Source organism: Paenibacillus sp. Marseille-Q4541 (assembly GCF_018310695.1).
GTDB lineage: Bacteria > Bacillota > Bacilli > Paenibacillales > Paenibacillaceae > Paenibacillus.
The window spans coordinates 39,561-66,277 of record NZ_JAGXCY010000028.1 but is presented as its reverse complement, the minus strand read 5'-3'; the positions used below and the strand labels follow the sequence as shown (position 1 = coordinate 66,277).

The window sequence follows — 26,717 nt, the reverse complement described above, 5'->3', positions numbered from 1 at the left end:
CCGATGGTACTTGGACCGCAGGGTCCTGGGAGAGTAGGACGCCGCCAAGCAAAGAACCACTGTCGATCAATCGATGGTGGTTTTTATTTTTTTGAACTGTATTAGGTTCAGGTAGTAACATTTTTGTTACGGAATACCCTTTTTAAAAAGTTATAATAACTACGGGGCTTATAATTTAAAGGGGTGGTATCATTTTCGCAACAAAGGGGGAATATCGGCTGCGATACAGAATTGTTAGTCTCTACTTTCTGCTGTTCCTATGTATGATGATGTTAATGGGATGCAGCCAAAAAACTTCTTGGGATTCATATGAGGAAGCCGTTAATATTAAAAGTTTTCCTATTCCTGAAGAAGCAAATCGAATGGATCGAGCAACGAGTAATCCTGAAATGGATTATATTCAATACTCTTTACCGGGCGTGAGCAAGAGCGCTCAATTACCTGATAAATATATTAATGAAATTATAGAGTGGGGATGGACCGAGGACGTGGCTAGTGAGCAGGCCAGTGCCACAGAGCCAGCACCACGTGTTTTTCTGAAAGATACAACGAGAGTCCATTTATCATTGCATAATGGTTATCTGACTGTTCTTGTACCTACTCAAGATGCATCTTTAATTAAACCCAAGATAGTTGATACCAATAATTAAGACCTTCCCAAAGAGGAAGGTCTTTTTTTATTACGGTTGTTTTATAGCTAAATTGTCTTTTTGGTACTTGAGATCATTTGAGTGCTTGCATTTTTAATAGGTGTCCTTACTCTATTGTATGTAATAAGAGATATCCTGACTCGTCACCTTTAATAGGCCATCTTTTCTTTCACGGAACAGCCAGCAAATGCAATAGAACCGGGGTAGTAACAACCAGAAGTGCCAGAATAATAAGTTAATAGAAAAGGCGATAGGCCCTGCTATAACGAAGATAAAGATAAGTACCAAGCTAATCCAGGTTATATGTAGATGCATTTTTGAAAAGAAATGATAGTTAACATATTGGGTGGGAACCATTCCTATCCAAGGTAGTCGCCTTGAGAAACTCCAATTTTGTAGATATCTTTTACTAAGAAGGAGTACGGAACGGGATATAACGAAGTGAACCCATATCATTGTAATGAAAGATAGAAAGTAGCAAAGTACTCCGAACCATGTGAAGAAGAGCAGACTAATAAAAAACATGATAAGGGCCAAGCTTACATAGCTCCAGATGACTGGACGGGATATATAGCTTTTGCGTAATAGACGATATTGATAGTAAGTAGCCTCTTCTCCGATGACTTCGGACATTCCATTAAATCCTCCTTTATGATTTGTTCTTAGATTGCGTTTTTAATTAAACATCCATCTTAACTAGTAGAAAAATGAAATGTAGTTTCATATAGTGTTTATCGGAAACTCGTAGGGATAAATTTAAATGTTGCGAAGAAATAGGTACAGACACCCATCGGATATAGGCTGAATAGCATAACCTATGGAAAAGGAATGGTGTTTCACTATGAAAAGGTTTAAAATAATAGAAACTGTACCATACTAATAGGAAAAGAAACAAAGGTGGGATAGTAATGGAAGCACAGCAAACTCAGCACAAGCACCACTGCATTGTCTGTGAACAGTCCAAAGAGGAAGGTATTTTTATCGTTTCAGAATTCATCTGTACGGATTGCGAGAGCGAGATGGTACACACGGATGCCCAAGATGCAAAATATCCATTTTTCATTCATCAATTAAAACAAATATGGCTGCAACAAAATAATGCATAATATATAGGCTTTTCTCCTGAAACTTTATGTAAAGGTCTGAGAAGGCCTTTTTTTATTTTCTCCAAATGGAGTTGATTTTAATTATTTGTTTGCGAGGGAGCCTGGCCTTCTTAGTCGATGATATTTTCATGTAAATACACTACAATATAGATATAGAATTCGGATCGGAAGGGTTAATCATATGGACAACCATCAAAAAAATAAGGAAAAAGCTCCTTTATATGATGCTTTAATTCAATATAAAAACTCAGGTAAGCACACTTATCATGTACCTGGACATAAGAATGGACAGGTTTATTCTAATCTTACCCCGCCAACGATGCTCCAGAAAGTGATGAGCATTGACGCTACAGAGATTACTGGCCTTGATGACCTCCATCATCCTGAAACAGTAATCGAGGAAGCACAGCAACTTGCTGCTGATTGTTTTGGAGCAGAGGAGAGCTTTTTTTTAGTAGCGGGAAGTACTTCTGGGAATATTGCACTGCTTCTTACGGTATGCACAGAACCAGGAGATCTTATACTTGTACAGCGTAATGTTCATAAATCGGTAATTCATGGCCTTATGCTTGCTGGAGCACATGCTGTGTTTTTGGCACCTGAGATAGATTCAGTTAGTGGTCTGGCCACCGCTCCTTCACTTACTACTATTAAGGCAGCACTTCAGGCCTATCCAAATGCAAAAGGTGTTTTTCTTACCATGCCTAATTATTACGGGATGGGATTCGAGCTATCTGACATTGCGAGAGCATGTCATGATGTTGGTGTGCCACTTCTCGTTGACGAAGCGCACGGAGCACACTATGGCCAACATCCTGCGTTGCCTAATTCAGCTCTAGCCGCGGGAACAGATGGAGTAGTGCAATCCACTCACAAGATGCTATCAGCTATGACCATGGGCGCTATGGTCCATGTACAGGGTAAATTACTAGATCGGGAATTAATGAAGCAACGCTTATCCATGATACAGAGCTCGAGCCCATCGTATCCACTCATGGCCTCGCTTGATCTTGCACGCCTGCACTTACACAGGCATGGAGCGGATGCCTTCACGGCAGGCCTTGCTGCTGTGAACAAGGCAAAAAGTGGGATTCAAAATAACATACCGCGTTTTGGTTTGCTGGGGCCCTCGGGAGCGGATGCTGGCTACACTACCCAGGATCCTTTTAAACTTGTCATTTATGACAAGGAGATGGTCCTGAGTGGATATGAGCTGCAGCGAAGACTAGAAGATAGAGGCTGTGTGCCAGAAATGAGTGACGATACCTTCGTCGTGCTCTTGTTTAGTTTAGGATCCTCAGAGGAGGATGCAATGCACCTTTTGGATACCTTGCTGCATATATCATTAGAAGAGGAGCCCAGAGAATGTGAGCAGCTTCTCAAGCCTGATCAGACGACACTTTCTCGTGTTTCCACGTGGAACATTTTGCAATCTGCTGTCTTTTCTTGTCCGGTCTCTTTTCACCTACGTAAAATAGCTAAAGAGCAGAAAGAGCAAATAAGTATTGGAGAAGCATCTGGCCGGATTGCTGCCGAAATGGTTATTCCTTATCCGCCGGGAATTCCATTATTGTATCCTGGTGAAATGATTGATGAGAATATGAAAAATCATTTGATACTGCTTCGCGAGTCCGGGGCAAAAATTCAGGGTAACACGGATTCCAGCCTAGATACGATTTTGGTCATGATTGAAAAGTAATGCTAGTACGCAAAAAATGCTAATTCGTCATCTATAGAGAGAACCAATCTGTTATCGACAAGAACATACTACAGTTGGTATTATAAGTGGTTCTCAACCGTCCGTTGATAGATAAATAGCATATTGTCATATAAAAAAATGAAGCTTAGGGGAGAGAAACATTGTCTAAAGGATTATTTATTACACTTGAAGGCGGCGAAGGATCAGGTAAAACAACAATGATTACACGTCTATCTGATTATTTAAGAGAAAGGGATATTCCTTATCTGTTAACTCGGGAGCCTGGGGGAATCGATATAGCAGAAAAGATCCGATCTATCATTTTAGATCCTGAACATACCGCCATGGATGCGAGAACAGAGGCACTTTTGTACGCAGCAGCACGCAGACAACATTTAGTGGAAAAAGTAATTCCGGCGCTAGAGGAAGGCTTTATTGTATTATGCGATCGGTTTGTCGACAGCAGTTTGGCATATCAGGGATATGCGAGAGGAATTGGAGTAGAAGAAATCCGCTCTATTAATCTCTTTGCTACTGAAAATATCACTCCAGACCTGACACTTTACTTTGATGTTGAACCAGAAATTGGGCTTGCTCGAATAGCAGCTAATCAAGGCAGAGAAATTAATCGTTTGGATATGGAAAGTCGATTATTCCATGATAAGGTGAGATCAGGTTATTTGAAATTGGTACAGAGTGAACCTGAAAGAATAAAAGTCATTGATGCTTCTTTGTCACCTGATGAGGTATTTTGTAGTTTAATTGCAAACCTTAGGTGTGTATTAAAGGATATTTAAGGGTATATGTCTAATAAAGTATTATGTAGTGCATCTATGGAACTTCATAATAATGGGCATTGTGCTAGGCCATAGAAGGAACTCTAGACTAGCAATCGTAAGCGTGAGAAAAAGACGGTATCATCATATGAGAAGTTATATGATGTGAAGACGACTAATTACATTTCGGGTATTATTTATTTTCTATTTAGGAGGCGTTTTCGATGAAATTAATCGTAGCCATTGTTCAAGATAAAGATAGTAATCGTCTTTCCAGCGGACTGGTGAAAGCTAATTTCCGTGCAACCAAGCTTGCCAGTACAGGGGGTTTTCTGAAAGCAGGAAATACGACATTTATGATCGGGGTAGACGATGGTCAGGTAGAATCTGTTATGAATGTAATCCGCAGTAGTTGTAAAGTAAGGGAACAGCTCGTGACTCCAGTAACACCAATGAGTGGAACAACAGATTCTTACTTGCCTCTCCCTGTTGAAGTACAGGTGGGCGGAGCTACTGTATTCGTATTACCGGTTGACCGTTTCGAACATTTCTAATTAGATATAATAAGAAACCCAAGTTTGTTTCAAGATAGAAAGCAGGGATATGTGTGAAAATCAACCCAGGATTTCGGCCGCTGCAGAGTGGAATAAGCCCAACTGATACAGGTGCAAAACCTATACAGACCAAGGACTTTGCCGGCATGATGCAGCAACAGGGAGAGCGAGCATCGGATGCTGAGTTAACTCGTCGACTGAACGAAATTCAACTTCAAGGGGACCGGCTTGCGCGTTCCATGACGATTCGTGAATTAAAAGCTTATAAGCAACTGGTTAAGCGGTTCCTTGAAGATACCGTAAGACGAGGAGTAAGCATGAAGGAATCCAAAGGTTGGGACCGCAGAGGGCGGGGCAAGCGATATCTACTTATTGATGAGGTAGATGCTGCTTTACTTCAGATGGCTGAGGATCTACTTCAATTAGAGCAGGGTAAGATGGAGTTGCTCCAGAAAATCGGTGAAATTCGCGGGATGCTCATCAATCTTAGTTTTTAGATGAAAATTATAGAAAAAGACAAGCGAATAGAGCTTGTCTTTTTCTATATACTATTTTAGGGTAATAAGAAATACAAACTGGTAATTAATTTTATTACAATACTAAAATTTATATTACCTTTTAACATGATATAATGGAAATAGAAGATCATTTGTTATTCTTTTATCAATAAATAAACGGATACAGATGATAGTCAAACAATCATAGTCATGCGGCAATACAGCATGGGGAGGATCATCTCATGTCTTTTCGTGATATTATGGGCCAGGAAACGGCAAAACAAATGCTGCAAAGCGGACTTCGACAAGAAGCAATCAGTCATGCCTACTTATTCAGTGGTCCTTCGGGTAGTGGGCAGCGTCAGATGGCTACTGCTTTTGCCCAAGCGATCTATTGTACCCGTCAGCAGGATGATGCGTGCGGAGAATGTCTGGAATGTCGTAAGGTTGAACACGGGAACCATCCAGATCTACATTATGTAGAGCCTGAAGGTGCAAGCCTGAAGATTGATCAGATCCGTGAGTTGCAGAAGATTTTCAATTACCGGTCCGAGAACAACAATCGTAAAATTTACATTATAGATCAGGCAGATAAGATGACGACACAGGCTGCAAACAGTTTACTAAAGTTTCTGGAAGAGCCACAGGTTCCAGCAGTAGGCATCTTGATAACGAGTAATAAAGGAGCTATGCTTCCAACTATTCTGTCTCGTACACAAGAGGTTCCCTTTAGGGCGCTTAGTCCTGAGCGAATTGAAGAGGTATTTGTGAAAGAGGGATATTCACCTGCACTGGTAAGAACGGCAGCTTTTTTGACCTCTGGCCTAGAGTCTTGTAAGGATTTACTTGACCAGAATTGGTTTGCAGAAATTAGAAATGTAATGTTACAATTAGGAGGAGAGTCGCTGACAAGAGGCAGTATGTCCCTAGTTTCCGCTCAGCAGAAACTCTTTAAGAGCGGGCTTTCCGAGCATCTTGAGCTAATGTTTGACATGTTCCATTTGTGGTTCAAGGATATGCTTTACGTAACATATGGCAAGCAGGAGAATGTAATTTTTATAGATCAACTCAGCACCATTTCCACTATGGCGATTAGTCGTTCGACAGAGCAGTGGGTTTCCTATATGGATCTGGCAGCAGAATGCAGGAAGAAACTACATTCTAATATGAATGGACAGTTATGTGTGGAACAATTTTTGATTGGACTTGCTTCGTAACTTTTAAGAGGGTCTAGTCAGCAGGAATTGCAGGTTTTATTCTTTACCCTAGCAATGTCTTAACATATTACGCTTTGATTGCAGCCTTTTAAGAAAGGCTCCAATAGAGGTTTTATTGGTATACAAGGGGGTTAATTTTTTGTATAGTGTAGTCGGTGTCCGTTTTAAAAAAGCGGGCAAAATTTATTACTTTGATCCCCTCGATCTTCCTATTGAAAAGGATTCTAGCGTTATTGTAGAGACCGCTCGCGGGATTGAGTACGGCAAAGTAGTTATAGGTAAGAAGGAAGTCGGGGAATCTGACGTCGTATTGCCTCTCAAGAAGGTCATTCGTATTGCAGGTGAAGCGGACGCCAAAGTGGTGGAAGAAAATAAGCTCGCAGCAAAGGACGCATTTGGAACCTGTTTAAATAAAATAAAAGACCATGGGCTTAAAATGAAGCTGGTCGATGTAGAATTTACTTTTGATCGTAATAAGATCATATTTTATTTTACGGCTGAAGGCCGTGTGGATTTTAGAGAACTTGTAAAAGATTTGGCAAGTATTTTCCGTACTCGGATTGAATTACGTCAGATTGGTGTACGTGACGAGGCGAAAATGCTTGGAGGAATAGGTCCATGTGGACGAGTACTATGCTGTTCCTCTTGGCTTGGAGATTTTGAACCGGTATCCATTAAGATGGCAAAGGATCAAAGCCTTTCACTGAATCCAACCAAAATATCAGGACTTTGCGGAAGACTTATGTGTTGCCTGAAATTTGAGCATGATAACTATGAGAGTGTCAAAGAAGAGATGCCGGCAGTAGGAAAACTGGTTGTTACCTCTCTTGGTGAAGGTAAGGTAGTTGGAATACATGCAGGCAATCGGACGATACATGTTCAGTTGTTTGAGATAAATAAAGTAAAAGAGCTTTCAATGGATGACGTTGTCATCAAGTAAACCATTATGTTTGCTTTCGGGGTGGGATTTTGGAGAAGAAAACAGTTTTTGCACACATTCTTGAAATGGAAACACAAATGGGACAAATGAGCAGTGATCTTGGTGAGCTTAAAATGATCGTGAAGGAATTGCTCGAAGAAAATCAGCGAATTACGCTAGAGAATGAGCAACTTCGTAAGGTGCTGAAGCGTGGGGCTACTGCTGAGAAGGCAGTTCCTACTCCCAAGACTCCTGTACCTCAGACTCCTATCCTTGAGCCTGAGGAAGATGTCGTTGGTGAAGGCCATGACAACTTGGCTCGTCTGTATTATGAAGGTTTTCATATCTGCAATGTCTATTATGGTCATTTGCGTACGGAAGGCGATTGTCTGTTCTGTCTGTCATTTTTGAATAAGTAACGAGCCGTAGGGGTTCCCTACGGTTTTTTTTTAGGATTATATTACGAGTAAGGCAGGGAAGAGATAAATATGAACAAAAATGATGTTGTACTTCACCCTTCAGAGCGTTTGGATGATCTCCTCACTCATGATTTGCAGATTATCCAGAGTGATGAAGTGTTCAGTTTTTCGATGGATGCAGTTCTTCTGGCTAGGTTTGCCGGGATCCCGCAAAGGGGAAAAATTCTTGATATTTGTACAGGTAACGGAGTCATCCCAATGCTATTAACGACCCGTACGAAAGCTTCCATTGAAGCAGTAGAAATTCAGTCCAGATTAGCAGAAATGGCAAGACGAAGCGTAAAGTTAAATGGGCTTGAAGAGCAGATCAAAATTCATGAAGGGGATGTAAGGAATTTTGCAGAGCATATAGGTTACGGTAAATATGACGCGATTACAGTGAACCCACCGTATATGCCCTTGAATGGAAGCGACATTAAGCTGAGTCTACATCAGGCTACAGCCAGACATGAACTAAACGGTACACTTGAAGATATTCTCAAAGCTTGTATGCATCTTGTGCGTACGGGGGGGAAAGTATCGATGGTTCACAAACCACAGCGGCTTGGTGAAATCATTACACTCATGCGAAAATACCGACTGGAACCCAAACGAATTCGGATGGTACATCCGCGGATAGATAAAGAGGCAAACATGGTGCTAATCGAAGCATTACGTGATGGAAAACCAGATGTAAGAATGCTCCCGCCTCTGATTGTCTATAACGAAGAAGGACAATACTGTGAGGAGATTATGAACATCTATTATGGTGAGCACAATCTGGAGGAGGAGAAAAAATGAAATTTCAAGTTCAAAAAAGCTTTGATGATAAAAATGCGCAAACAGGTACACTTTACCTAGTTGCAACTCCCATAGGAAATTTGAATGACATGACTTATCGCGCGGTTCAGACATTAAAAGAGTGCGATATTATAGCTGCTGAGGATACACGCCAGACGAGAAAGCTTCTTAGTCATTTTGAGATCAGTCCGGAACTTCTGTTCAGTTATCATGAACATAATAAGGCGGCAAGCGGACCTGAATTGATACGCTATATAATAGAAGGAAAAAATTTAGCACTGGTTAGTGATGCCGGTATGCCAGCCATTTCAGACCCTGGTTCTGACCTGGTTGCTCTAGCTATTGAAGCAGATATTCCTGTTGTAACTGTGCCTGGAGCAAATGCTGCATTGTCTGCTCTTATTGCGTCCGGACTACCTACAGAACGTTTTACTTTTATCGGATTTTTACCAAGAGAGAAGAAGGACATGCAGAAGGTATTAGAAGCAGTGGGCTATTCGCAGGGAACGCTTTTGTTTTATGAATCTCCTCATCGGGTACAAAAAACATTAACGGTTATGCTTGAAATCTACGGCAATCGGAATGTTGTTCTAGCTAGAGAGTTGACCAAACGTCATGAGGAGTACGTAAGAGGCAGTATCCAAGAATGTATGGATTGGCTTGAAGAGCACCCACCCCTTGGAGAGTATTGTGTAATTGTCGATGGAATGAGCAAAGAAGAAGAGGAAACAATGCAAAATGAATGGTGGCAGAACTTAAAGTTGGGCGAGCATGTTGCACACTATGAAAATGAAGGGCTATCTCGTAAAGACGCGATGAAAAAAACAGCATCTGATCGCGGGCTGGCTAAAAGGGATATTTATAATGCGCTGTTGAAGGATGAAGATGAATAGTTGAAAAATGAAGAATAGGACAAAAAAATGCCTTCTTCGGTTATAGTGTAACCAAAGAAGGCATCAAGGAGTATGAAAAAGGTTAGAGATAACAGTAGTTAAAACTGAAAAAATTTCAGAAAAGAAAAGCAATATATATAAAATTGTAAAGAAATCTATGATTAATTTAAAATGATAGCTTTTCTATAAAACCTATTATAACCTATATTCCTTAATTTGTCACAGGTGCTGGGATTTCGGAAATACATTCGTGACAAACAATTTTTCCTTTGAAGTATGTTACGTTTTCTGCATTTCCACAGAAGATACACGCAGGCTCATACTTTTTAAGCATGATGCGCTCTCCATCTACATAAATTTCGAGTGCATCTTTTTCTCCGATACCTAGTGTACGACGCAATTCGATTGGAATAACAACCCGGCCTAGTTCATCAACTTTTCTTACAATACCTGTAGATTTCATCATAATATTTGTTGCTCCTCTCGCCATCACTTATAATTGCATGATTCGACATTATTTTATCTTTTATGCTAATCATCATACCAACCATTCCCAAATCAGTCAACATTAAAAATAACTTATTAGGTTAATATTTAGTGAAGTTTATGAAAAAGGACTGGTTTATCGATGATTTTTCCTGCCGTATTTATTATTATAACGCTTGTCGATTTGGAAATCAAAAGTACAGCGTAATTCGACAAAATTTGTCGTTAAATGTCGAATAAAACGAGAAACAAATAACTAAAAGTCGAAAAGTTTGTATGGGTTGCATGCAATTGAATTTTGATACATTATCTTGAGGAGGAGTGAGACATATGCAACTAAAGCTCAGTGAAGAAAAGGTTTTTAAAGATCCTGTACACAATTATGTGCATGTTCAAGATCCGGTCATTTGGCAACTTATCAATACACCCGAATTTCAGCGTCTTCGCCGAATCAGACAGCTCGGAACTACCTATTTGACGTTTCATGGAGCGGAACATAGTCGTTTTTCCCATTCCCTTGGTGTTTATGAAATAACGAGAAGAATTATTTCACAATTCGAGCGTAGTGGATATTCGGATTGGCCGACAGAAGAAAAACAGGTAGCACTATGCGCTGCATTGTTGCATGATGTTGGTCATGGACCCTTTTCACATTCTATAGAAGAAGCATTTGATATGGATCATGAAGAATGGACATGCAAAATTATTTTGGGTGACACCGAGATAGGGGCGATTCTAAATCGTGTTGCACCGGATTTTGCCGAGAAGGTCGCAGCAGTCATTGCGAAGACCTATGATAAACCGATCGTAGTGAATTTGGTATCGAGTCCGCTTGATGCAGATCGAATGGATTACTTATTAAGAGATGCTTACTATACAGGTGTTAATTATGGAACAATAGATCTAGACCGGATCCTTAGAATGCTCCGTCCATATCAAGGGCGTGTTGTTGTGAAGGATTCAGGAATGCATGCAGTTGAGGATTATCTTATGTCTCGTTACCAGATGTATTGGCAAGTATATTTTCATCCTGTAACTCGCAGTTCCGAAATTATTCTTCGCCAAATTTTTAGAAGAGCCAAGGAACTTGTTATAAGTGGATATTCATTCGGATTTATGTTGCCCTCGTTGCTTTCCCTCATTAAAGGGAATATTACGGTACAAGAGTACCTTCGTATTGATGAGTCCATTATTCAAACCGCGTTTAATCAATGGACCGAAGAAAAGGATGAGTTACTGAGGGATTTATGTATTCGATTTTTAGATCGAAAGCTGTATAAATATGTAGAAGTAGATCGTATGGATGAGGAATTCATTGAGGAGATGAAACAGGCTTTTCGGGAGGTTGGGCTAAATCCGGGCTATGATCTGGAAATTGATTTTCCATCAGATCTGCCGTATGATGTGTTTCGTCCGGACGATGAGGACAGCCAGAAACAAATTATCATTATAGACAAACAGGAAAGATTGCGTGATATATCTGAAGTTTCTGACATTGTACGATCTATTAGTGGAATTCAGCGCGGTAAGTATCATTTGTACTTCCCACAAGAAAAGGTGAAGACAATTCTTGAAAAGCTTCCACCGGAGATTGGAAAGATTTTTTCATGAGTATGCATAAGTTCTATTATATATAAATGTTTATTTGGATAGTAAGAAAGGAGTAACAAAGACGATGTTATTTGACACACATACCCATTTAGATGCAGCAGAATTTGACAATGATCGAGAGGAAGTCATCCAGCGTGCTGTCGATGCGGGAGTAACTCGCATGATAAATATCGGTTTTAATCGCGAGACCATACCTACAACAATGGATCTTGTCGAAAAGTATGATTTTATGTATGCAGCAGTCGGCTGGCATCCGGTTGATGCAATTACGATGAAGGATGGGGATCTAGAATGGATCGCATCTTTGTGTCAACATGAAAAAGTAGTAGCTATCGGGGAGATAGGTCTTGATTATCATTGGGATACTTCTCCAAAGGAAATCCAACATACAGTCCTGAGACAACAAATTGGACTTGCAAGAGAAATTGGCATGCCAATTGTTATCCATAACCGAGACGCGCACGAAGATATTGTGAAAATTCTACGGGAAGAAAAAGCGAGTGAAGTCGGGGGCATTATGCACTCTTTTTCAGGCAGTTGGGAAACGGCAGAAATGTGTCTTGATCTGGGATTCCATCTTTCGTTTGGTGGGCCGATCACTTTCAAAAATGCTAAACAGCCTAAAGAGGTGCTGACCAAAGTTCCAATGGATCGATTATTGATCGAGACGGACTCTCCATACCTGACCCCACATCCGTATCGGGGAAAACGAAATGAAACGGCACATGTGGCACTCGTTGCAGAGGCTGCGGCAGCTCTAAAAGGTGTTTCCGTGGAAGAAATCGCCCGGATAACGACCCAAAATGCACTGGAACTATTTGGCATTTAATTAATAAAAGGAGTAAAATAGGTGAAATAACGAGCAAATAAGAGCGATTCATCTTTTTGTAAGGATTTTTACGCGATTATTACAATTTTTTAACCATTTATTTAGAAAAACGTAGTTGAATACGGCTTTACAACATGCATACAAACAGGATATCATCGTTTCAGTGAATTATTGACATTCACTTCATGCGTCATTCTCGCTGAATCTTTCGTAAATCGAAGAACGGGGGAACCGATAGGATGGTCTGACAGGCTAGTAGATTCGTATTTTAGACCATCGTATTTGATTTCATTTTGAGTCTAGGGGTGAAGGAAAAGGCATTAGCCATGAGCAAATGACCTGATCCAGGGCGACTCTTGCGTCCGAATCCGACAGCTAACTCCGTAAGCGTATAAAGAGGCAAACTCGTGTATGATGTTTCCGATTATTCTTAAGAAACTATCGGAAGCCATGAGAGAGTTCCTCAGAAACTCTTTTTTGGCTTCTTTGTTTTAGGAGAATAAAAGTTACAACCTCGTCATACTGTTGGTTAACGGGAGGTTACATCAAGCTGCGAAGAGTGGCACATGGTGCAAAAACAGACAAATCTGTTTCTGTATACAAATTGTTATAGTCGCGTCAAATTACAATCATGCATTACTCTTGACGGCGGGACTACGAAGGAGGACGGAGTAAGTGGGAAATTTCCAACCAGAGGAGACCCATGAGTCACCATCATCCAGCAAGTCTTACGCGTTGCGATGGAAGCATGAGAATCTGCGTCAAATTATACTGGTCGCAATCTTCTCAGTCGCACTGTTAGTTATGATCTCGCTTATCGTTTACGGTCAGGGAGGTAAAGAAATTTCACTAGTCGTGGATGGCAAAGCCCAGACCTTGGAAACTCGTGAAGGTATGCTTAATGAAGTGCTGGATGAGCATGCAATCACAGTAAGCCCCCATGATGAAGTTTCGATGCCACTGAATGGAGCGATTGAAGACGGGGATCAAGTTACTATTAAGCGAGCTGTTGCAGTTAACGTGACAGCGGACGGCAAAACGGAACAAATCTATACGACAAAGGATACAGTCCAAGAAGCGCTTGTAAGCCAAGGCGTGAAGGTGTCAGATAATGATAAAGTATATCCTGCTGTGGACACTGTGGTGAAAGCAGATCTTAATATTAAAATTGTCCGGGTAACGAAACAAACAGCTAAACAAGAAGCAGCGATTCCCTATAAAGTAATCAAAACTGCTGACCCGAGCTTGTACAAAGGTGATAACCGCGTAATACAAAATGGGCACGAAGGCGTGATGGTCCAAACCATTGAGAAGGTATTTCAAGATGGTGAATTAGTATCTAAGAAAATGACTGGGAAACAAGTTCAAAAAAATCGTGTCGATCAAGTCATTGCTGTTGGTTCCAAGAAAAAGCCGGAGCCTAAGCCAGATCCAGAACCAGAGACGCTTGTGGCAGCAGCGAGTACATCCAAATCAAGTAATAACTCCGTAGCTGACAAAGTGAAGAAGGTATCTTCATCTTCCTCTTCAGACAGTGACACCATTACGAAAGACGGCGTGTCTTTCAAAGTGAACAAAGTGCTGAATAATGTGTCCATGACAGCCTACTCTTCCGAAGAAGAAGGAATCGGGACCAAAACAGCTTCCGGTACTCGTGTACAGGAAGGACGCACCATTGCAGTCGATCCGAAAGTGATTCCACTTGGATGGTGGGTATACATTGAAGGTGTGGGCTTCCGCCGTGCTGAAGACACTGGTGGTGCCATTAAAGGTAATAAAATAGACGTTTATTATGACAGTCTGGATCAAGCGCTCAATTTTGGTCGTAAAAAAGGAAAAACGGTGTATGTCATCGGTCCTGTGAAGCCAGAACTGAACTAAAATATATTTTACAATGCATCATTAATCCTATAGTATTAACAACATGATTCGGTGATGCTATATAAGGTAAACGAAAGTTTAGACTACATGTCTATCGTTTGCCTCTTACATGCAGAAGAGGAAATTTTCCTCTTCTCTTTTTGTTTAGAAAGGAAGACAAACGGTCATGATTAAAGAAATTATTGTCGTTGAAGGCAGAGACGATACGGTAGCGATTAAACGTGCTGTAGAAGCAGATACGATTGAAACCGGAGGCTCAGCCATTAACGCTCAAATCCTAAGAAAGATCGAACTTGCCCAGCAGAGAAGAGGCGTTATTGTGTTTACTGACCCTGATCATGCAGGAGAACGTATTCGTAAGATAATAACGAACAAAGTACCAGGGGTAAGCCATGCTTTTATAAAAGAAGAAGATGCAACTCGTAAAGGTGACATAGGTGTTGAGAACGCATCCCCGGAAGCGATTCGAGAGGCGTTGTCACGTGCTCATACGACGTATGAGGCTGCCAAACCGCTTATTGATTGGCAAGACCTGATTGAAGCAGGCCTTATCGTTCACCCGGACGCATCTCGTCGCCGTATGGAACTTGGAAACATTTTAGGAATTGGATATTGTAATGGAAAGCAATTATATAAAAGGCTGACGATGTTTCAAATTAGTCGTGAAGAATTTGTAAATGCACTTGAGCAAATTGAACAAGAAGGATCGTGAGAACGTGAAGGGCATGGATGAAATTGCAACACCAAGGCGGACAAAAGAGATTATTGCAAGACACGGATTTTCATTCAAGAAAAGTTTGGGACAAAACTTCCTTATTGATCAGAACATCCTCCACAAAATTGTAGATGCTGCAAATCTGGATGAAAACAAAGGTGCGCTGGAGATTGGACCAGGGATCGGTGCACTTACAGAGAAATTAGCGCAGGCAGCTAAGAAGGTTACAGCCGTTGAGATTGACCAGCGTCTTATTCCGATTTTGCAGGAAGTACTTGAACCCTATCCTAATATATATTTACATCATGGCGACGTTCTTAAAACAGATTTACCGGCCTTATTTGAAAAAAATTTCAGTGAAGTGGATAAAGTTAGCGTAGTAGCGAATCTTCCTTATTACGTGACGACACCTATTCTGATGAAGTTGCTCGAAGAGAAACTGCCGATCGATAGTATTGTCGTTATGATTCAAAAAGAGGTAGCGGAAAGAATGGCTGCGTCTCCAGGTACGAAGGATTACGGTACCCTCAGCATTGCTGTGCAATATTATAGTGAACCTCAGCTGGTTTGCATTGTACCTCATACCGTCTTTATTCCACAGCCGAATGTAGAGTCTGCCGTAATTCGTCTAAAAGTACGAGAGCAGCCACCAGTCGAAGTGAAAAGTGAAAAGCATTTCTTTGAAGTGGTTCATGCTTCGTTTGCTCAACGTCGGAAAACCATTGCGAACAATTTGAAAAGCCGCTTCTTTACCAAAGAAAATAAAGACGAGCTTGAGCCTCTTTTAGAAAAAGCGGGCATTGAACCAACCAGACGGGGAGAGACGCTCAGCATAGAAGAATATGCGCGTCTTAGCGCAGTGTTGCTTGAAGCTGGAGTAGGGGTGGAGTAGGGCCCTTCTCTTTTTGTCTAAAGTCCTCCTCCTCAATTTCTCCTCACCTATGAACCAAAGCAGGGAGATGCCCATACCATAGGGTTAGAGGTGATAATGTTGATGAATTTAGGAGACTTGGTCATTCGGAAATCGTATGGTGGCGACGTGACTTTCCGAGTAGAGGGTCTTCAGGAGGATAAAGCGGTAATTAAAGGAACCGAGTTTAGGCTTCTTGCCGATTCCCCCCTGGATGATCTGGTGAAAGTACCATACGAACCAGAGACAAAAAAAACAAGGCTAGCTCATATTAAAGCGAATGAATCCTATTCGTTGCTGCAGCAGCATCGTAAGGAACAGGCACAGCGTAATCAGGCAGGGCTCATTGATGAATGGAACCATTCAGCAGTATCATCAGAGACTCCTTCGTATTTTGAGATGCCAGGTAAAGTATTGCACCTAGATGGTGACCCTAATTACTTAAAAAAGAGCATGGCACTCTATGAGAGGCTGCGTGTGCCCGCAGAAGGCCATTTCGTTCATGAGGCGTCTATGGCTGATACCCTCTACCGATTACTGCCGCGTTCCCGGCCTGATATTGTCGTGATTACAGGTCATGATGGGGTTCTGAAGACCAGACAGCCGTATGACTTGTATAACATCAACCACTATAAGAATTCAGCTAATTTTATTGCTGCCATACAAGTAGCGAGACAATACGAGTGGCACCTAGATGCACTCACTATTGTGGCGGGAGCATGCCAGTCCCATTTTGAAGCGCTGATCCGTGCTGGCGCCAATTTCGCCAGTTCTCCTAGTCGTGTGCTTATTCATGCCCTTGATCCAGTGTATGTTGCGGCTAAAGCTGCTTTTACTTCTGTTAAGGATACGATGAATATGAATGACATTATCCATCATACGATTACAGGTAGTGAAGGAATCGGCGGACTGGAATCGAAAGGAAGTTACCGTATAGGTTTACCGCCGTTACAAGATTTGTCTACTTTAAAGGTTACACCAGCTGCAATTTAAAAAAGATCAGCAATAAATACTCAAGGCAGGTTCCACACGGAGCCTGCTTTTTTATTTCAGATAACAACACATTATTAAAACGAGTGAATGAATGTTATAAAAATGAGCATAAAAAATGAAGTAATCGCTAAAAAATTCGTTGACAACACATTTTTGATGCTGATATAATTATTTATTTAATTTGACAACTTCTGTGAAACCTTGTATAATGGACAAGAGGAAAGAGGTGGTCGTTAAACGATGGCTAAAAATACGCTATTGGATATTAAACGCAGTCTCGACGCTCACGTTGGTCAGAAGATCTTGCTTCGTGCGAACGGCGGACGCCGTAAGACAATTGAGCGAACCGGTGTACTGGAGGAAACGTACCCTTCTGTTTTTATTGTCAAGCTTGATCAGGAACAACAAACGTTTAAACGAGTGTCTTACAGTTACGCCGATATATTAACTGAAGCTGTACAAGTTTCAGTCTATGATCCTGAGCATGTTGTAAGTGATATATCGTATACCGAAGTGTAAGCATGAATTTTTGTAAGATGGTCTTATCCTGATTTCAGGGTGAGGCCATTTTTTTGTGCCAATTGAGAGGTTAAAGGGATGTGTCCCGTCTATATAGTGAGAGAAAGCAAAGGGCAGGGGGCATGAAGGGGCGTTATGGGTGAAGACAGCTTAGATGAACATCAGATTCTTAACGAGGTTATAAACGGAAATAAACAGCTATACGCTCATATCGTGAATAAATACAAGGATCGGATATACAACCTTATTATTGGCATGGGGGTGCAGAGGTCAGATGCGGAAGACCTTGTTCAGGATACTTTCATTAAGGCATATCAAAAGCTGACGAGTCACGACCAATCGAGGAGCTTAGGAGCATGGATATATAAAATAGCGGTGCGACTCGTCATTGATCATAAACGATCCAATAAAGTTTGGTTGCCGGAGGAAAAGATTCCGGTAAGGAAAGAAATACATACCCCAGAAGAAGAGCTCATACGTAGTGAAATGCGATCTGAGGTGCATACAATGCTTGCCTCTTTGAAAGAAGAAGAGCGGCTTGTTGTCCTTTTGCGATATACAAATGAGCTAAGCTATGGCGAAATTGCCGCTATAACAGAACTTAGCGCACATCAGGTGCGAAACCGGCTGCACCGTGCGAAGAAACGTTTAAAAAAGCAGTTTGGTAATCGGGAGGTAAGGGATTATGAGTGCTTGAATTCAGTTCAGATCGATGATAGGCTGCTTACCGGTTTCAGTGACGAAGACACGAAGCATTTGGCTGGATGCTCTGCCTGTCGAGAGTTATATCAAGAGCTAAAGCAAGAACAGATTCTTTGTGAGAAGCAGCTATACAATGCCCGTACAGGGGCTGACTTTACATCAAAAGTAATGCTTACGCTGGATGATATCGAGATTGAGGCTGAGCCAAGGGAAGAAAGCAAGAGGACGATGAGATGGAATAAAGGACGACTACGCAAATGGGGACTTGCTGCAGCTGTTGTGCTTCTGTGTACAGGTAGTGCAGTCTATGCTTTACAGCAGACGAAAATTGGACAAGAAGAGGTGCTAAGTTCATCTAGTAAGTTGGACATGGAGGAATGGACGCCTCTTCAAAGTGCGAACTACGGATCACCTGACTATTATGGTGATATGGCTCAGTATCCTGGAGTCGAAGTAGAGAGCAAAGGGATCACGCTCAAAGTCAGTGAGATGCTGGTTAATCGATTTCAGATCGTGCTGGCTATAGAAATGAAGACCGCTGAAAGAGAAGAAGATGAGAGTGCTTATCTTCCTCGAGAGCTGGTACTGGAGGATACTTTTCAAGTATTAGATGCGGATGGCAAACAAGTGGGGCGGGTAGTGAATAATAAAGCAGAGGGGACTGTCAAACCGGGGATCACTATCCTACGAATTCCACTTGATGCAAATATTACATCAGACACGCTTCAAATCAAAAGCACCTTATCCCAAGTGGGTGTCAAGGCGGAAGGCGGAGGGAATCGGATAGAAGAGGGAAACTGGGGATTTATTTTTCATGTTGATTTCAAAAAGGCTAAGGAGAACTCCGTCGTTACCCCTCTAAATGAGCAAGTGACCCTGCCAAATGGGGATAAGATTGTTGCAGAAAATTATATTCGAGCCCCAAGAGGGAACCGACTTGATTTTGTTACCACAACAGAAGACCCTTATCAAGGGGGGCCGTTTATCTCCGCTAATACGAATATTCACTATCTTATTACAAACCCAGATACAGGTGAAACGTATCCGAGATATGAGCACTTTACTGATGATAATATTAAAATGATAAAGCGTTATACAGACGAAGAAGGAGTACATTGGAGTACATTTATTAGTGTGGACGACACCATAAATAACATGCCTCTGGAATTTCGTCTCAAGGGATACTCTATGCCTTCGACTACTTGGGGTCCGACCAAGATAGAAACAGCAAATCTTCCCGTTACATTTAACGATAAATATGACAGCTATACTTTCCATAGCATTCGGATGGGTAAAAATCCAAATGGTGGAGAGGAAAGAGTGGGAATCATTGACGTTTCTGCTACGTTGACTGACAAACCGTTTGATATCCATGATTGGTTCATTAAGAATGAAAAGGGGAGAGGTTATACGCTGGATTACCATATTAAGAAACAGTCTGGAACCCATCTGGAGATTCAACTGTTGTTAAAAGGGATTACAGAGATCCCTAGAAAAATGACAGTAAAACGGATCTTTAGTGAAAAAGATCTGGATATCGATTGGAAGTTTATTTTGCCTACAACGAACTCTTACTCTTGGCTTGAGCCATATATAGAACAAGATACTGATAAATAGTGATAATGCATATTGTCTCATCCCTACAGAGATACTAACTGTGCAGGAAATTATCAGTCCCCTTATAAGGAGGAGTCACCATGGGTCGCAGTAGACGCAGTGTAATGTCAGAGGAACTAAAGAATGAACTCGCAAAAGATTTGGGCTTCTATGATACCGTTCAGCAGGAAGGCTGGGGAGGCATCAAGGCCAAGGATGCAGGCAATATGGTAAAACGGGCTATTCAGCTTGCCGAACAGGCAGCCAGAAAGTCCTAGAAGGAATATAGTCTGGGCTCCCTGAATGAAAGGGAGTCTTTTCACTATTCTGAGCATGGAGCTTATAAAGCTGTCTTTGGACGGCAGAATGACTTGACAGCATCATTTTGATATAATATGTTAAGTTGTCTTGAGGGAAAAGCTAAGGGTGGGTGAACGCCTTGAAAATTTACGAAAAAGCTCCTGCTAAAATTAATTTGATGCTGGACGTATTACATAAAAGAAGCGATGGGTATCATGAGGTGGAGATGATCATGACAATGGTCGATCTTGCCGATCGAATTGAGATGGAAGAAATGCCTCGCGATACGATTATGATCTCTAGCCAGGCGGGTTATATCCCCCTTGATGAGAAGAATTTGGCCTTTCAGGCCGCTAAACTGGTAAAAGAACGATATGACGTCAAGAAAGGCGTATACATTCATTTAGATAAGAAAATCCCAGTAGCTGCTGGGTTAGCAGGTGGGAGTAGTGATGCTGCTGCTACACTGCGCGGCTTAAACAAACTTTGGGGCCTTGGTATTTCTGACGAGGAACTAAGGCTGCTTGGTGCTGAACTTGGGTCTGATGTCCCTTTTTGTATAACAGGTGGTACGGCACTTGCTACGGGAAGAGGAGAGAAGCTGACTATGATGCCAAATCCTCCTCAGTGCTGGGTTGTCCTTGCTAAACCTCCAATTAACGTCTCAACAGCTGAGGTATATGGGCGTGTAAAAAGTGATCGTATTGTACATCATCCTTCAGCCCAAAGAATGGAGGAGGCAATTCGCAATCAGTCTTTTGCAGGGGTTTGCCAGGAACTTGGTAATGTTCTGGAGGATGTGACGCTGAAGCTCCATCCTGAGGTAGGACAATTGAAGGAGGCTATGCTGCGGCTTGGTGCCGACGGTGTGCTGATGTCAGGAAGCGGTCCTACGGTATTTGGTCTCATTTCCAAGGAATCGAAAGTACCAAGGATTTATAATGGTCTGCGTGGGTTCTGTAAAGAAGTTTATGCGGTGCGATTGTTGACTTAGAAATTTTTTTCCAAATATAGTGCTATTTTTATTTATTTCATTGTACAAATACGTACAAAAATGATATATTCATTAGTAAATATTCGGATTTTGGAAGTAGATCGTGAGGAATCGTCTGTGAAGAAATTGAAACGTAGTGCACGTTTGGTTGAAATGACACAATACCTGCTCTCAAGACCACATACCTTGATCCCGCTTACTACTTTTGCTGAACGATATGGAGCTGCAAAGTCATCCATAAGCGAAGATTTAGCTATTATCAAGGAAGTGTTTGAAGAGGAAGGCATGGGAGACCTGCAGACGCTTGCGGGTGCAGCTGGCGGCGTTAAGTTTATGCCAAAAATGTCCCAGGAACGAGCTCTCTCTTTTATGCAGCAGTTGTGCGGAAAGTTGGAACAGCCTGATCGGATTTTACCGGGCGGATATTTATATATGTCTGATTTGCTGGGTCAACCGGCTGTTGTAAATGAGATCGGCAAAATTTTAGCCACTGCTTTTTCAGGCCGTGAAATTGATGTGGTGATGACGGTAGAAACGAAAGGAATTCCACTGGCATATGCAGTAGGTTCTCAATTGAATCTTCCTGTTGTTCTTGTTAGACGAGACCATCAAGTTACTGAGGGATCTGCAGTTAGCATTAACTATGTCTCCGGTTCTCACAAAAGCTTGCATACGATGTCTCTTTCAAGAAGAGCTCTTCGAGAGAAATCTCGTGTGCTGATTGTAGATGACTTCATGAAAGCAGGAGGAACCGTTCAGGGGATGATTGATCTTCTGAAGGAATTTAATGCAGAAGTGGCAGGTGTGGGTGTACTGGTCGAATCAGGAACGGTGGATTCAGAGGAACGCTTGCTCCATGATTATGTTTCACTAGCTACTCTTACTGCTGTTGATGCCAAAACAAAGCAGATCACAGTAAAGCCAGGAAACTATTTTGACTCTCTTTTATAGCAGTTACTTTTGACGACTTTACACTTCTTTTGTCGAAAGTGACCTAAATCGTATCAATAACAAAAAAATTCCTAAAATTAGGACATTTTGTAGCAGTAAAAAGAAGGAATATTTGCATGTTGTGTGGAATTATACACCAAGTTCCGATGGAAAAAGGTGGTGAACACACATGCAGATTACAGATGTCAGACTCCGCCGCGTTAACTCAGAGGGGAGAATGAAGGCAATAGCGTCGATTACTATTGATAATGAGTTTGTCGTTCATGACATTCGAGTTATTGACGGTAACAATGGAATGTTCGTTGCTATGCCTAGTAAGCGGACTCCTGATGGAGAATTCCGTGACATCGCCCATCCGATTTCTTCGGGCACTCGTGAGAAGATTCAGGCTGCTGTCCTGGCTGAATACGAACGCGCCGCAACCGAAGAAGAGGTTATTGAAGAAGGCGCATAAGAACATTATTGGGGTTCGAAAGAAAAGAGAGTCATTCTATGGCTCTCTTTTCTTTTTTTCGATAATGAAGTATATTCTTTAATGAGCAAGATTGAGCGTAGTTACATCCCTTCCTGAAGTTAAGGATTAGGGTATACTTGTTTGCGCCCAATTCAATGTTGAATAGTCCTGAGATCCTTTTTTGGAATTAGAGTGGATAACATTACAATTACAGCGTAGGAGGTCGGGATTGTTGAAAAGAATGGCTATTATTCTTGCTGCAGGGCAAGGAAAACGTATGAAGTCGAAACTGTATAAAGTACTCCATCCTGTATGTGGCAAACCGATGGTTGGTCATGTTCTGGATACGGTAGGAAAAGCGGGGGTTACTCGTAACATTGTAGTCGTAGGGCATGGAGCAGAGGCTGTAAAATCTTATCTCGGCTCAGCAGCTGATTATGTATTACAGGAACAACAACTCGGTACAGGACATGCTGTCAAGATGGCAAAGGATATGCTTGGTAATGAAGAAGGAACCACAATTGTAATCTGTGGGGATACTCCTCTAGTAACCAAGGAAACTTTGGAAGGTCTGATGGAGCTTCATGAATCCCGCGGGGCAGCAGCAACAGTGCTCACAGCACATATGGATAATCCTGCTGGCTATGGTCGCGTAATTCGCAGTAATGACGGGTCTGTAACTAAAATTGTAGAACAAAAAGACTGCAATGCAGAAGAAGATGCAGTACAAGAAATCAATACAGGTACGTACTGCTTCGATAATGCTAAACTGTTTGCAGCTTTGGATAAAGTAACAAACAACAATGCACAACAAGAATATTATCTTACGGATGTTGTCGGCATCTTCCGTGAAGCGGGAGAAACTGTAGAAGCATTCATGACCAATGATGCAGCAGAATCAATCGGTGTAAATGATCGTGTCGCTTTGTCTGAGGCAGAGGGTTTTATGAGACAACGTATAGTTCGCAAGCACATGCTAAACGGAGTGACGATCATTGATCCTTCATCTACGTACATTGGTGCTGACGTTACGATTGGTTCCGATACAGTTCTGTACCCGGGTACAATGCTTAAAGGGAACACTTCAATTGGTGAAGCTTCGATAATCGGGCCTAATACCGAGATTGAAGACAGCACCATTGGCGATAACGTTACCGTAAAACAATCCGTGTTAAGCGAAGCGGTAGTGGGTAATGGGTCTTCTGTAGGGCCTTTCGCTTATTTGCGCCCGGACTCCAAAATTGGAGAGGATGTTAAAATAGGCGACTTCGTAGAGATCAAAAATGCTAGCATCGATAATGGCTCTAAAGTATCCCACTTGAGTTATATTGGCGATGCTAAGGTCGGTAAAAATGTAAATATCGGCTGCGGCGCAATAACTGTGAACTACGATGGTTATAATAAGTCTGTTACAGAAATTGAAGATGATGCCTTTGTAGGTAGTAACGTGAACTTAATCGCACCTGTTAAAGTGGGCAAAGGAGCCTATGTTGTTGCAGGTTCAACGATTACTCACTCTGTATCTGAAAGTGATCTTGCTATTGCAAGAGTCCGTCAAGAAAATAAGCCGGGATATGCAGATAAGATCCGCGCCCGTGCAAAAGCTAAGAAAAACAACGCGAAATCCTAATGAAATGCTGTTCTATATGAATAGCGCCGACTTTTTATGAGCAGAACTAAAATCGATTCCAATGAACCAGCACGGAGGTTTTTTATTTTATGACTTATTTTGATTCCAAACTAAAAATATTTACATGTAACTCAAACCCGAAACTTGCACATCAAATTGCTGATTACATTGGCATTCCAATGGGTGAATCCCATACAACAAGCTTTAGTGATGGTGAGATTCAAGTAAAATTGTCTGAGAGTGTACGTGGTAGCCATGTCTACATTGTGCAATCTACATGTTTGCCAGTTAACGATAACCTGATGGAAATGCTTGTTATGATCGATGCACTGAAGCGTGCTTCGGCCAAAACAATTAACGTCGTAATTCCGTATTACGGATATGCTAGACAAGATCGTAAAGCACGTTCTAGAGATCCAATTACAGCAAAACTCGTAGCAAACTTGATTGAAAAAGCAGGAGCAACACGTGTTATTGCTATGGACCTTCACGCGATGCAAATCCAAGGGTTTTTTGACATCCCAGTGGATCATATGCTTGCAGTTCCGATTATTGCACAATACTTCCGTTCCAAACAGATTGAAAACCCGGTTGTTGTATCCCCGGACCATGGCGGCGTAGTACGTGCAAGAAAACTGGCTGACTTCCTGAATGCACCACTTGCTATTATTGATAAGCGCAGACCGGAACCCAATGTAAGTGAAGTGATGAATATTATCGGTAATATTGAAGGTAAAACAGCAATCCTGATTGATGATATCATCGATACAGCAGGTACAATTGTGCTGGGTGCGAATGCATTAATGGAGGGTGGAGCTAAAGAAGTGTACGCTTGTTGTACGCATCCTGTTCTTTCTGGCCCTGCAATGGAGCGTTTGGAAAACTCGCCACTTAAGGAAGTAATAGTTACGGATACCATTCCGATTACTCATCCAAATCCAACGAATAAGCTGAATGTACTTTCCGTAGCTCCGCTACTTGGTGAGGCCATTATTCGGGTTCATGAGGAATTGTCGATTAGTAAATTGTTTGAAATTGAATAGTTCTGCATGGTAAACATGAAAGAGGGGTTACACTGTCTCGGAAGAGACGATGTAACCCCTGTCGGCGTATCAATTGGTTTTAGTACCCTGGTCTTGAAATAAAATGATGACAGGAACGGTTGAAAAGTGCACCGCCTATTTCAACAAAATGCTCATCATAATGAGTGATGAAACCAATATCAATGTGTCTGTCACGGTCATACACTTGCACCGGTATGGCCTGTTCCAAATGGTGCTGAAACTGGGACAACTGCGTTAAACGTTCTATATCATGGCGCATAACCGGTTCATCCTTTCCTTGGTTGCTGTTACTTCTATAGCTACCCGCTGTTATACAATTGTTTTTATTGTAAAGTGAAAAAGATCGTAAGTCCACATAAGGGGCTTCTAAGATGTTTTTTGACATTTCATAAATTAATCTCTATTCAAAACTGTGAAAGGAGGAGCAGACCATGAAGTGGATTGTAGGACTCGGAAATCCGGGTTCCGAATATGCGAAAACAAGGCATAATGTCGGGTTTATGGCATTAGATGCTCTGGCGGATCGCCATCATATATCAATTAACCAGAGTAAATGTAAAGCTCTCATTGGAGAAGGAATGATCCAGGGAGAAAAAGCGGTATTAATCAAGCCAATGACCTATATGAATCTCTCCGGAGAATCGGTTCGTGCCTACATGGATTATTACAAGGTTGCCCTGGAAGATTTAATTGTAGTCTACGATGATATGGATACAGAAGTGGGCAAAATTAGACTTAGATATCAAGGTAGTGCAGGCGGACATAATGGAATTAAGTCATTAATTCAGCACACCGGCACCCAGCAATTTAACCGAATTCGTATGGGAGTTTCAAGACCGGAACCGGGACATGCAATCGTGGATTACGTGCTTTCCAATTTTCCTAAGAAAGAAAAAGATGCACTGGATTCTATGATTGAAACGACTTGTGATGCTTTGGAGTATTCAATGAAGGATACATTCGAGAGAACGATGGCTAAGTTCAATGGGTAATTTTTTGGATCAACATGTGTGAATATAGGCTAAACTAGCAGTCTCCTGGAAAGACTATAAGTATAATTCTTTTTCAGGAGGCATATCTATGCAGATACATTATATCTGTCGTCATTGTCGTTCATCCTTAGGGCGTATAGAAGCAGATAAGGTGACAGAAGTTCAGCTCGGTCTACATTTCTTGACCCCCTCAGAGCGGCAAGATATAATAGCCTATAATTCAAAAGGCGAGATGGTAATAAACATTACCTGCAGGTATTGTACGGAGGCGATCATGGTCCATCCGGAACTTAGTCTGCTCGCAAGTCCGTTGCAGTAGTTTTTCGTATTCAGAAGAAAAGAATAAAGTTCAATGAGCTTTAAGGGTTGGCTATTTCGGCTCCCTCTAGCCTTGGCAGCGTGCTGAGGCTTTTTTTTCAGTTACAGAGCAGAAAATAAGCCATATGTTCTGACTTTACCTATGGTAAGGGCAGTCAAAAAGGATTATGATGAAACAATGGATTATCCAGATGTTTACATT

Annotated in this window: 29 protein-coding genes and 1 riboswitch; of the genes, 27 read left to right on the top strand and 2 right to left on the bottom strand. The window is 41.6% G+C overall.

What is annotated here, in order from left to right:
- Positions 1-263 precede the first annotated feature (263 nt).
- From KFT32_RS21230 to rsmI, 11 genes are all read left to right on the top strand, one after another.
- The gene (locus tag KFT32_RS21230) at positions 264-650 is read left to right on the top strand and encodes a hypothetical protein (protein WP_211749487.1); all 387 of its coding nucleotides are present in this window, start codon (positions 264-266) and stop codon (positions 648-650) included.
- A 908-nt stretch (positions 651-1,558) separates the two neighbouring features.
- Positions 1,559-1,756, top strand: a complete 198-nt coding sequence (locus tag KFT32_RS21225) for a sigma factor G inhibitor Gin (RefSeq protein ID WP_211749486.1) — start codon at positions 1,559-1,561, stop codon at positions 1,754-1,756.
- Between the two features lie 181 nt (positions 1,757-1,937).
- Entirely contained in the window at positions 1,938-3,455 is a 1,518-nt protein-coding gene (locus tag KFT32_RS21220) for an aminotransferase class I/II-fold pyridoxal phosphate-dependent enzyme (protein WP_211749485.1), read from the top strand.
- A 161-nt stretch (positions 3,456-3,616) separates the two neighbouring features.
- A complete protein-coding gene (gene tmk, locus KFT32_RS21215) occupies positions 3,617-4,252 on the top strand; it encodes a dTMP kinase (RefSeq protein ID WP_211749484.1) in 636 nt (211 codons plus the stop codon).
- A gap of 203 nt (positions 4,253-4,455) precedes the next feature.
- Entirely contained in the window at positions 4,456-4,785 is a 330-nt protein-coding gene (locus tag KFT32_RS21210) for a cyclic-di-AMP receptor (protein ID WP_211749483.1), read from the top strand.
- A 53-nt stretch (positions 4,786-4,838) separates the two neighbouring features.
- The gene (locus KFT32_RS21205; RefSeq protein WP_211749482.1) at positions 4,839-5,282 is read left to right on the top strand and encodes a YaaR family protein; all 444 of its coding nucleotides are present in this window, start codon (positions 4,839-4,841) and stop codon (positions 5,280-5,282) included.
- 242 nt (positions 5,283-5,524) lie between these two features.
- The gene (gene holB, locus KFT32_RS21200) at positions 5,525-6,499 is read left to right on the top strand and encodes a DNA polymerase III subunit delta' (protein ID WP_211749481.1); all 975 of its coding nucleotides are present in this window, start codon (positions 5,525-5,527) and stop codon (positions 6,497-6,499) included.
- 139 nt (positions 6,500-6,638) lie between these two features.
- Positions 6,639-7,439: a PSP1 domain-containing protein gene (locus KFT32_RS21195; RefSeq protein WP_211749480.1), complete on the top strand. Its 801-nt coding sequence runs from the start codon at positions 6,639-6,641 to the stop codon at positions 7,437-7,439.
- A 29-nt stretch (positions 7,440-7,468) separates the two neighbouring features.
- Positions 7,469-7,837, top strand: coding sequence for a DNA replication initiation control protein YabA (gene yabA / locus KFT32_RS21190; protein WP_211749479.1), 369 nt, complete (start codon positions 7,469-7,471; stop codon positions 7,835-7,837).
- Positions 7,838-7,906: 69 nt separating this feature from the next.
- Positions 7,907-8,677 (top strand): tRNA1(Val) (adenine(37)-N6)-methyltransferase, encoded by a 771-nt coding sequence (locus KFT32_RS21185; protein WP_211749478.1) that lies wholly within the window; start codon positions 7,907-7,909, stop codon positions 8,675-8,677.
- Entirely contained in the window at positions 8,674-9,570 is an 897-nt protein-coding gene (rsmI, locus tag KFT32_RS21180; RefSeq protein WP_211749477.1) for a 16S rRNA (cytidine(1402)-2'-O)-methyltransferase, read from the top strand. The genes KFT32_RS21185 and rsmI overlap by 4 nt, the downstream gene beginning before the upstream one ends.
- 211 nt (positions 9,571-9,781) lie before the next feature.
- Here the strand turns inward: rsmI and KFT32_RS21175 are convergent, their stop codons facing one another.
- Complete coding sequence (locus KFT32_RS21175; RefSeq protein WP_047914173.1) at positions 9,782-10,036, bottom strand: AbrB/MazE/SpoVT family DNA-binding domain-containing protein; 255 nt, start codon at positions 10,034-10,036, stop codon at positions 9,782-9,784.
- Positions 10,037-10,386: 350 nt separating this feature from the next.
- On the opposite strand from KFT32_RS21175, the gene KFT32_RS21170 reads away from it, so the two are divergent.
- The 14 genes from KFT32_RS21170 to KFT32_RS21105 all read left to right on the top strand — a co-directional run bounded on the left by KFT32_RS21170 (position 10,387) and on the right by KFT32_RS21105 (position 25,184).
- Positions 10,387-11,667 (top strand): HD domain-containing protein, encoded by a 1,281-nt coding sequence (locus KFT32_RS21170; protein WP_211749476.1) that lies wholly within the window; start codon positions 10,387-10,389, stop codon positions 11,665-11,667.
- A gap of 64 nt (positions 11,668-11,731) precedes the next feature.
- Positions 11,732-12,496: a TatD family hydrolase gene (locus KFT32_RS21165; protein ID WP_211749475.1), complete on the top strand. Its 765-nt coding sequence runs from the start codon at positions 11,732-11,734 to the stop codon at positions 12,494-12,496.
- A gap of 187 nt (positions 12,497-12,683) precedes the next feature.
- Positions 12,684-12,900, top strand: a riboswitch (cyclic di-AMP (ydaO/yuaA leader).
- A 271-nt stretch (positions 12,901-13,171) separates the two neighbouring features.
- Complete coding sequence (locus KFT32_RS21160; protein ID WP_211749474.1) at positions 13,172-14,377, top strand: 3D domain-containing protein; 1,206 nt, start codon at positions 13,172-13,174, stop codon at positions 14,375-14,377.
- A 166-nt stretch (positions 14,378-14,543) separates the two neighbouring features.
- Complete coding sequence (rnmV, locus tag KFT32_RS21155; protein ID WP_211749473.1) at positions 14,544-15,089, top strand: ribonuclease M5; 546 nt, start codon at positions 14,544-14,546, stop codon at positions 15,087-15,089.
- Positions 15,090-15,102: 13 nt separating this feature from the next.
- Positions 15,103-15,984: a 16S rRNA (adenine(1518)-N(6)/adenine(1519)-N(6))-dimethyltransferase RsmA gene (rsmA, locus tag KFT32_RS21150; protein ID WP_211749490.1), complete on the top strand. Its 882-nt coding sequence runs from the start codon at positions 15,103-15,105 to the stop codon at positions 15,982-15,984.
- A gap of 102 nt (positions 15,985-16,086) precedes the next feature.
- Entirely contained in the window at positions 16,087-16,995 is a 909-nt protein-coding gene (yabG, locus tag KFT32_RS21145) for a sporulation peptidase YabG (protein ID WP_211749472.1), read from the top strand.
- A gap of 240 nt (positions 16,996-17,235) precedes the next feature.
- Entirely contained in the window at positions 17,236-17,514 is a 279-nt protein-coding gene (gene veg / locus KFT32_RS21140) for a biofilm formation stimulator Veg (protein WP_211749471.1), read from the top strand.
- Positions 17,515-17,649: 135 nt separating this feature from the next.
- Positions 17,650-19,833: an RNA polymerase sigma factor gene (locus KFT32_RS21135; RefSeq protein ID WP_211749470.1), complete on the top strand. Its 2,184-nt coding sequence runs from the start codon at positions 17,650-17,652 to the stop codon at positions 19,831-19,833.
- A gap of 80 nt (positions 19,834-19,913) precedes the next feature.
- A complete protein-coding gene (locus tag KFT32_RS21130) occupies positions 19,914-20,090 on the top strand; it encodes a small, acid-soluble spore protein, alpha/beta type (RefSeq protein ID WP_211749469.1) in 177 nt (58 codons plus the stop codon).
- 161 nt (positions 20,091-20,251) lie between these two features.
- The gene (gene ispE, locus KFT32_RS21125; protein ID WP_211749468.1) at positions 20,252-21,106 is read left to right on the top strand and encodes a 4-(cytidine 5'-diphospho)-2-C-methyl-D-erythritol kinase; all 855 of its coding nucleotides are present in this window, start codon (positions 20,252-20,254) and stop codon (positions 21,104-21,106) included.
- Positions 21,107-21,223: 117 nt separating this feature from the next.
- Positions 21,224-22,057: a pur operon repressor gene (gene purR, locus KFT32_RS21120; RefSeq protein ID WP_211749467.1), complete on the top strand. Its 834-nt coding sequence runs from the start codon at positions 21,224-21,226 to the stop codon at positions 22,055-22,057.
- Between the two features lie 169 nt (positions 22,058-22,226).
- A complete protein-coding gene (spoVG, locus tag KFT32_RS21115; RefSeq protein ID WP_047914164.1) occupies positions 22,227-22,511 on the top strand; it encodes a septation regulator SpoVG in 285 nt (94 codons plus the stop codon).
- A gap of 232 nt (positions 22,512-22,743) precedes the next feature.
- Positions 22,744-24,141, top strand: a complete 1,398-nt coding sequence (gene glmU / locus KFT32_RS21110) for a bifunctional UDP-N-acetylglucosamine diphosphorylase/glucosamine-1-phosphate N-acetyltransferase GlmU (RefSeq protein ID WP_283246458.1) — start codon at positions 22,744-22,746, stop codon at positions 24,139-24,141.
- Between the two features lie 89 nt (positions 24,142-24,230).
- Positions 24,231-25,184, top strand: coding sequence for a ribose-phosphate diphosphokinase (locus KFT32_RS21105; RefSeq protein ID WP_211749465.1), 954 nt, complete (start codon positions 24,231-24,233; stop codon positions 25,182-25,184).
- Between the two features lie 79 nt (positions 25,185-25,263).
- Here the strand turns inward: KFT32_RS21105 and KFT32_RS21100 are convergent, their stop codons facing one another.
- Complete coding sequence (locus KFT32_RS21100; protein ID WP_211749464.1) at positions 25,264-25,464, bottom strand: hypothetical protein; 201 nt, start codon at positions 25,462-25,464, stop codon at positions 25,264-25,266.
- 172 nt (positions 25,465-25,636) lie between these two features.
- On the opposite strand from KFT32_RS21100, the gene pth reads away from it, so the two are divergent.
- Together pth and KFT32_RS21090 are read left to right on the top strand one after the other, a co-directional pair.
- Positions 25,637-26,197 carry an aminoacyl-tRNA hydrolase gene (gene pth, locus KFT32_RS21095; RefSeq protein ID WP_211749463.1) on the top strand — a complete coding sequence of 187 codons (561 nt, stop codon included), beginning with the start codon at positions 25,637-25,639 and terminating at the stop codon, positions 26,195-26,197.
- A gap of 88 nt (positions 26,198-26,285) precedes the next feature.
- Positions 26,286-26,516: an anti-sigma-F factor Fin gene (locus KFT32_RS21090; RefSeq protein ID WP_211749462.1), complete on the top strand. Its 231-nt coding sequence runs from the start codon at positions 26,286-26,288 to the stop codon at positions 26,514-26,516.
- The last annotated feature ends 201 nt before the right edge of the window (positions 26,517-26,717 follow it).

Excerpts from the sequence above, each read along its gene's own strand:
- KFT32_RS21230 (WP_211749487.1), top strand. The coding sequence starts at position 264 with ATGATGATGTTAATGGGATGCAGCCAAAAAACTTCTTGGGATTCATAT.
- KFT32_RS21225 (WP_211749486.1), top strand. The coding sequence starts at position 1,559 with ATGGAAGCACAGCAAACTCAGCACAAGCACCACTGCATTGTCTGTGAA.
- KFT32_RS21220 (WP_211749485.1), top strand. The coding sequence starts at position 1,938 with ATGGACAACCATCAAAAAAATAAGGAAAAAGCTCCTTTATATGATGCT.
- KFT32_RS21210 (WP_211749483.1), top strand. The coding sequence starts at position 4,456 with ATGAAATTAATCGTAGCCATTGTTCAAGATAAAGATAGTAATCGTCTT.
- holB (WP_211749481.1), top strand. The coding sequence starts at position 5,525 with ATGTCTTTTCGTGATATTATGGGCCAGGAAACGGCAAAACAAATGCTG.
- KFT32_RS21185 (WP_211749478.1), top strand. The coding sequence starts at position 7,907 with ATGAACAAAAATGATGTTGTACTTCACCCTTCAGAGCGTTTGGATGAT.
- rsmI (WP_211749477.1), top strand. The coding sequence starts at position 8,674 with ATGAAATTTCAAGTTCAAAAAAGCTTTGATGATAAAAATGCGCAAACA.
- KFT32_RS21175 (WP_047914173.1), bottom strand. The coding sequence starts at position 10,036 with ATGATGAAATCTACAGGTATTGTAAGAAAAGTTGATGAACTAGGCCGG.
- KFT32_RS21170 (WP_211749476.1), top strand. The coding sequence starts at position 10,387 with ATGCAACTAAAGCTCAGTGAAGAAAAGGTTTTTAAAGATCCTGTACAC.
- KFT32_RS21165 (WP_211749475.1), top strand. The coding sequence starts at position 11,732 with ATGTTATTTGACACACATACCCATTTAGATGCAGCAGAATTTGACAAT.
- rnmV (WP_211749473.1), top strand. The coding sequence starts at position 14,544 with ATGATTAAAGAAATTATTGTCGTTGAAGGCAGAGACGATACGGTAGCG.
- rsmA (WP_211749490.1), top strand. The coding sequence starts at position 15,103 with ATGGATGAAATTGCAACACCAAGGCGGACAAAAGAGATTATTGCAAGA.
- yabG (WP_211749472.1), top strand. The coding sequence starts at position 16,087 with ATGAATTTAGGAGACTTGGTCATTCGGAAATCGTATGGTGGCGACGTG.
- veg (WP_211749471.1), top strand. The coding sequence starts at position 17,236 with ATGGCTAAAAATACGCTATTGGATATTAAACGCAGTCTCGACGCTCAC.
- KFT32_RS21135 (WP_211749470.1), top strand. The coding sequence starts at position 17,650 with ATGGGTGAAGACAGCTTAGATGAACATCAGATTCTTAACGAGGTTATA.
- KFT32_RS21130 (WP_211749469.1), top strand. The coding sequence starts at position 19,914 with ATGGGTCGCAGTAGACGCAGTGTAATGTCAGAGGAACTAAAGAATGAA.
- spoVG (WP_047914164.1), top strand. The coding sequence starts at position 22,227 with ATGCAGATTACAGATGTCAGACTCCGCCGCGTTAACTCAGAGGGGAGA.
- KFT32_RS21105 (WP_211749465.1), top strand. The coding sequence starts at position 24,231 with ATGACTTATTTTGATTCCAAACTAAAAATATTTACATGTAACTCAAAC.
- KFT32_RS21100 (WP_211749464.1), bottom strand. The coding sequence starts at position 25,464 with ATGCGCCATGATATAGAACGTTTAACGCAGTTGTCCCAGTTTCAGCAC.
- pth (WP_211749463.1), top strand. The coding sequence starts at position 25,637 with ATGAAGTGGATTGTAGGACTCGGAAATCCGGGTTCCGAATATGCGAAA.
- KFT32_RS21090 (WP_211749462.1), top strand. The coding sequence starts at position 26,286 with ATGCAGATACATTATATCTGTCGTCATTGTCGTTCATCCTTAGGGCGT.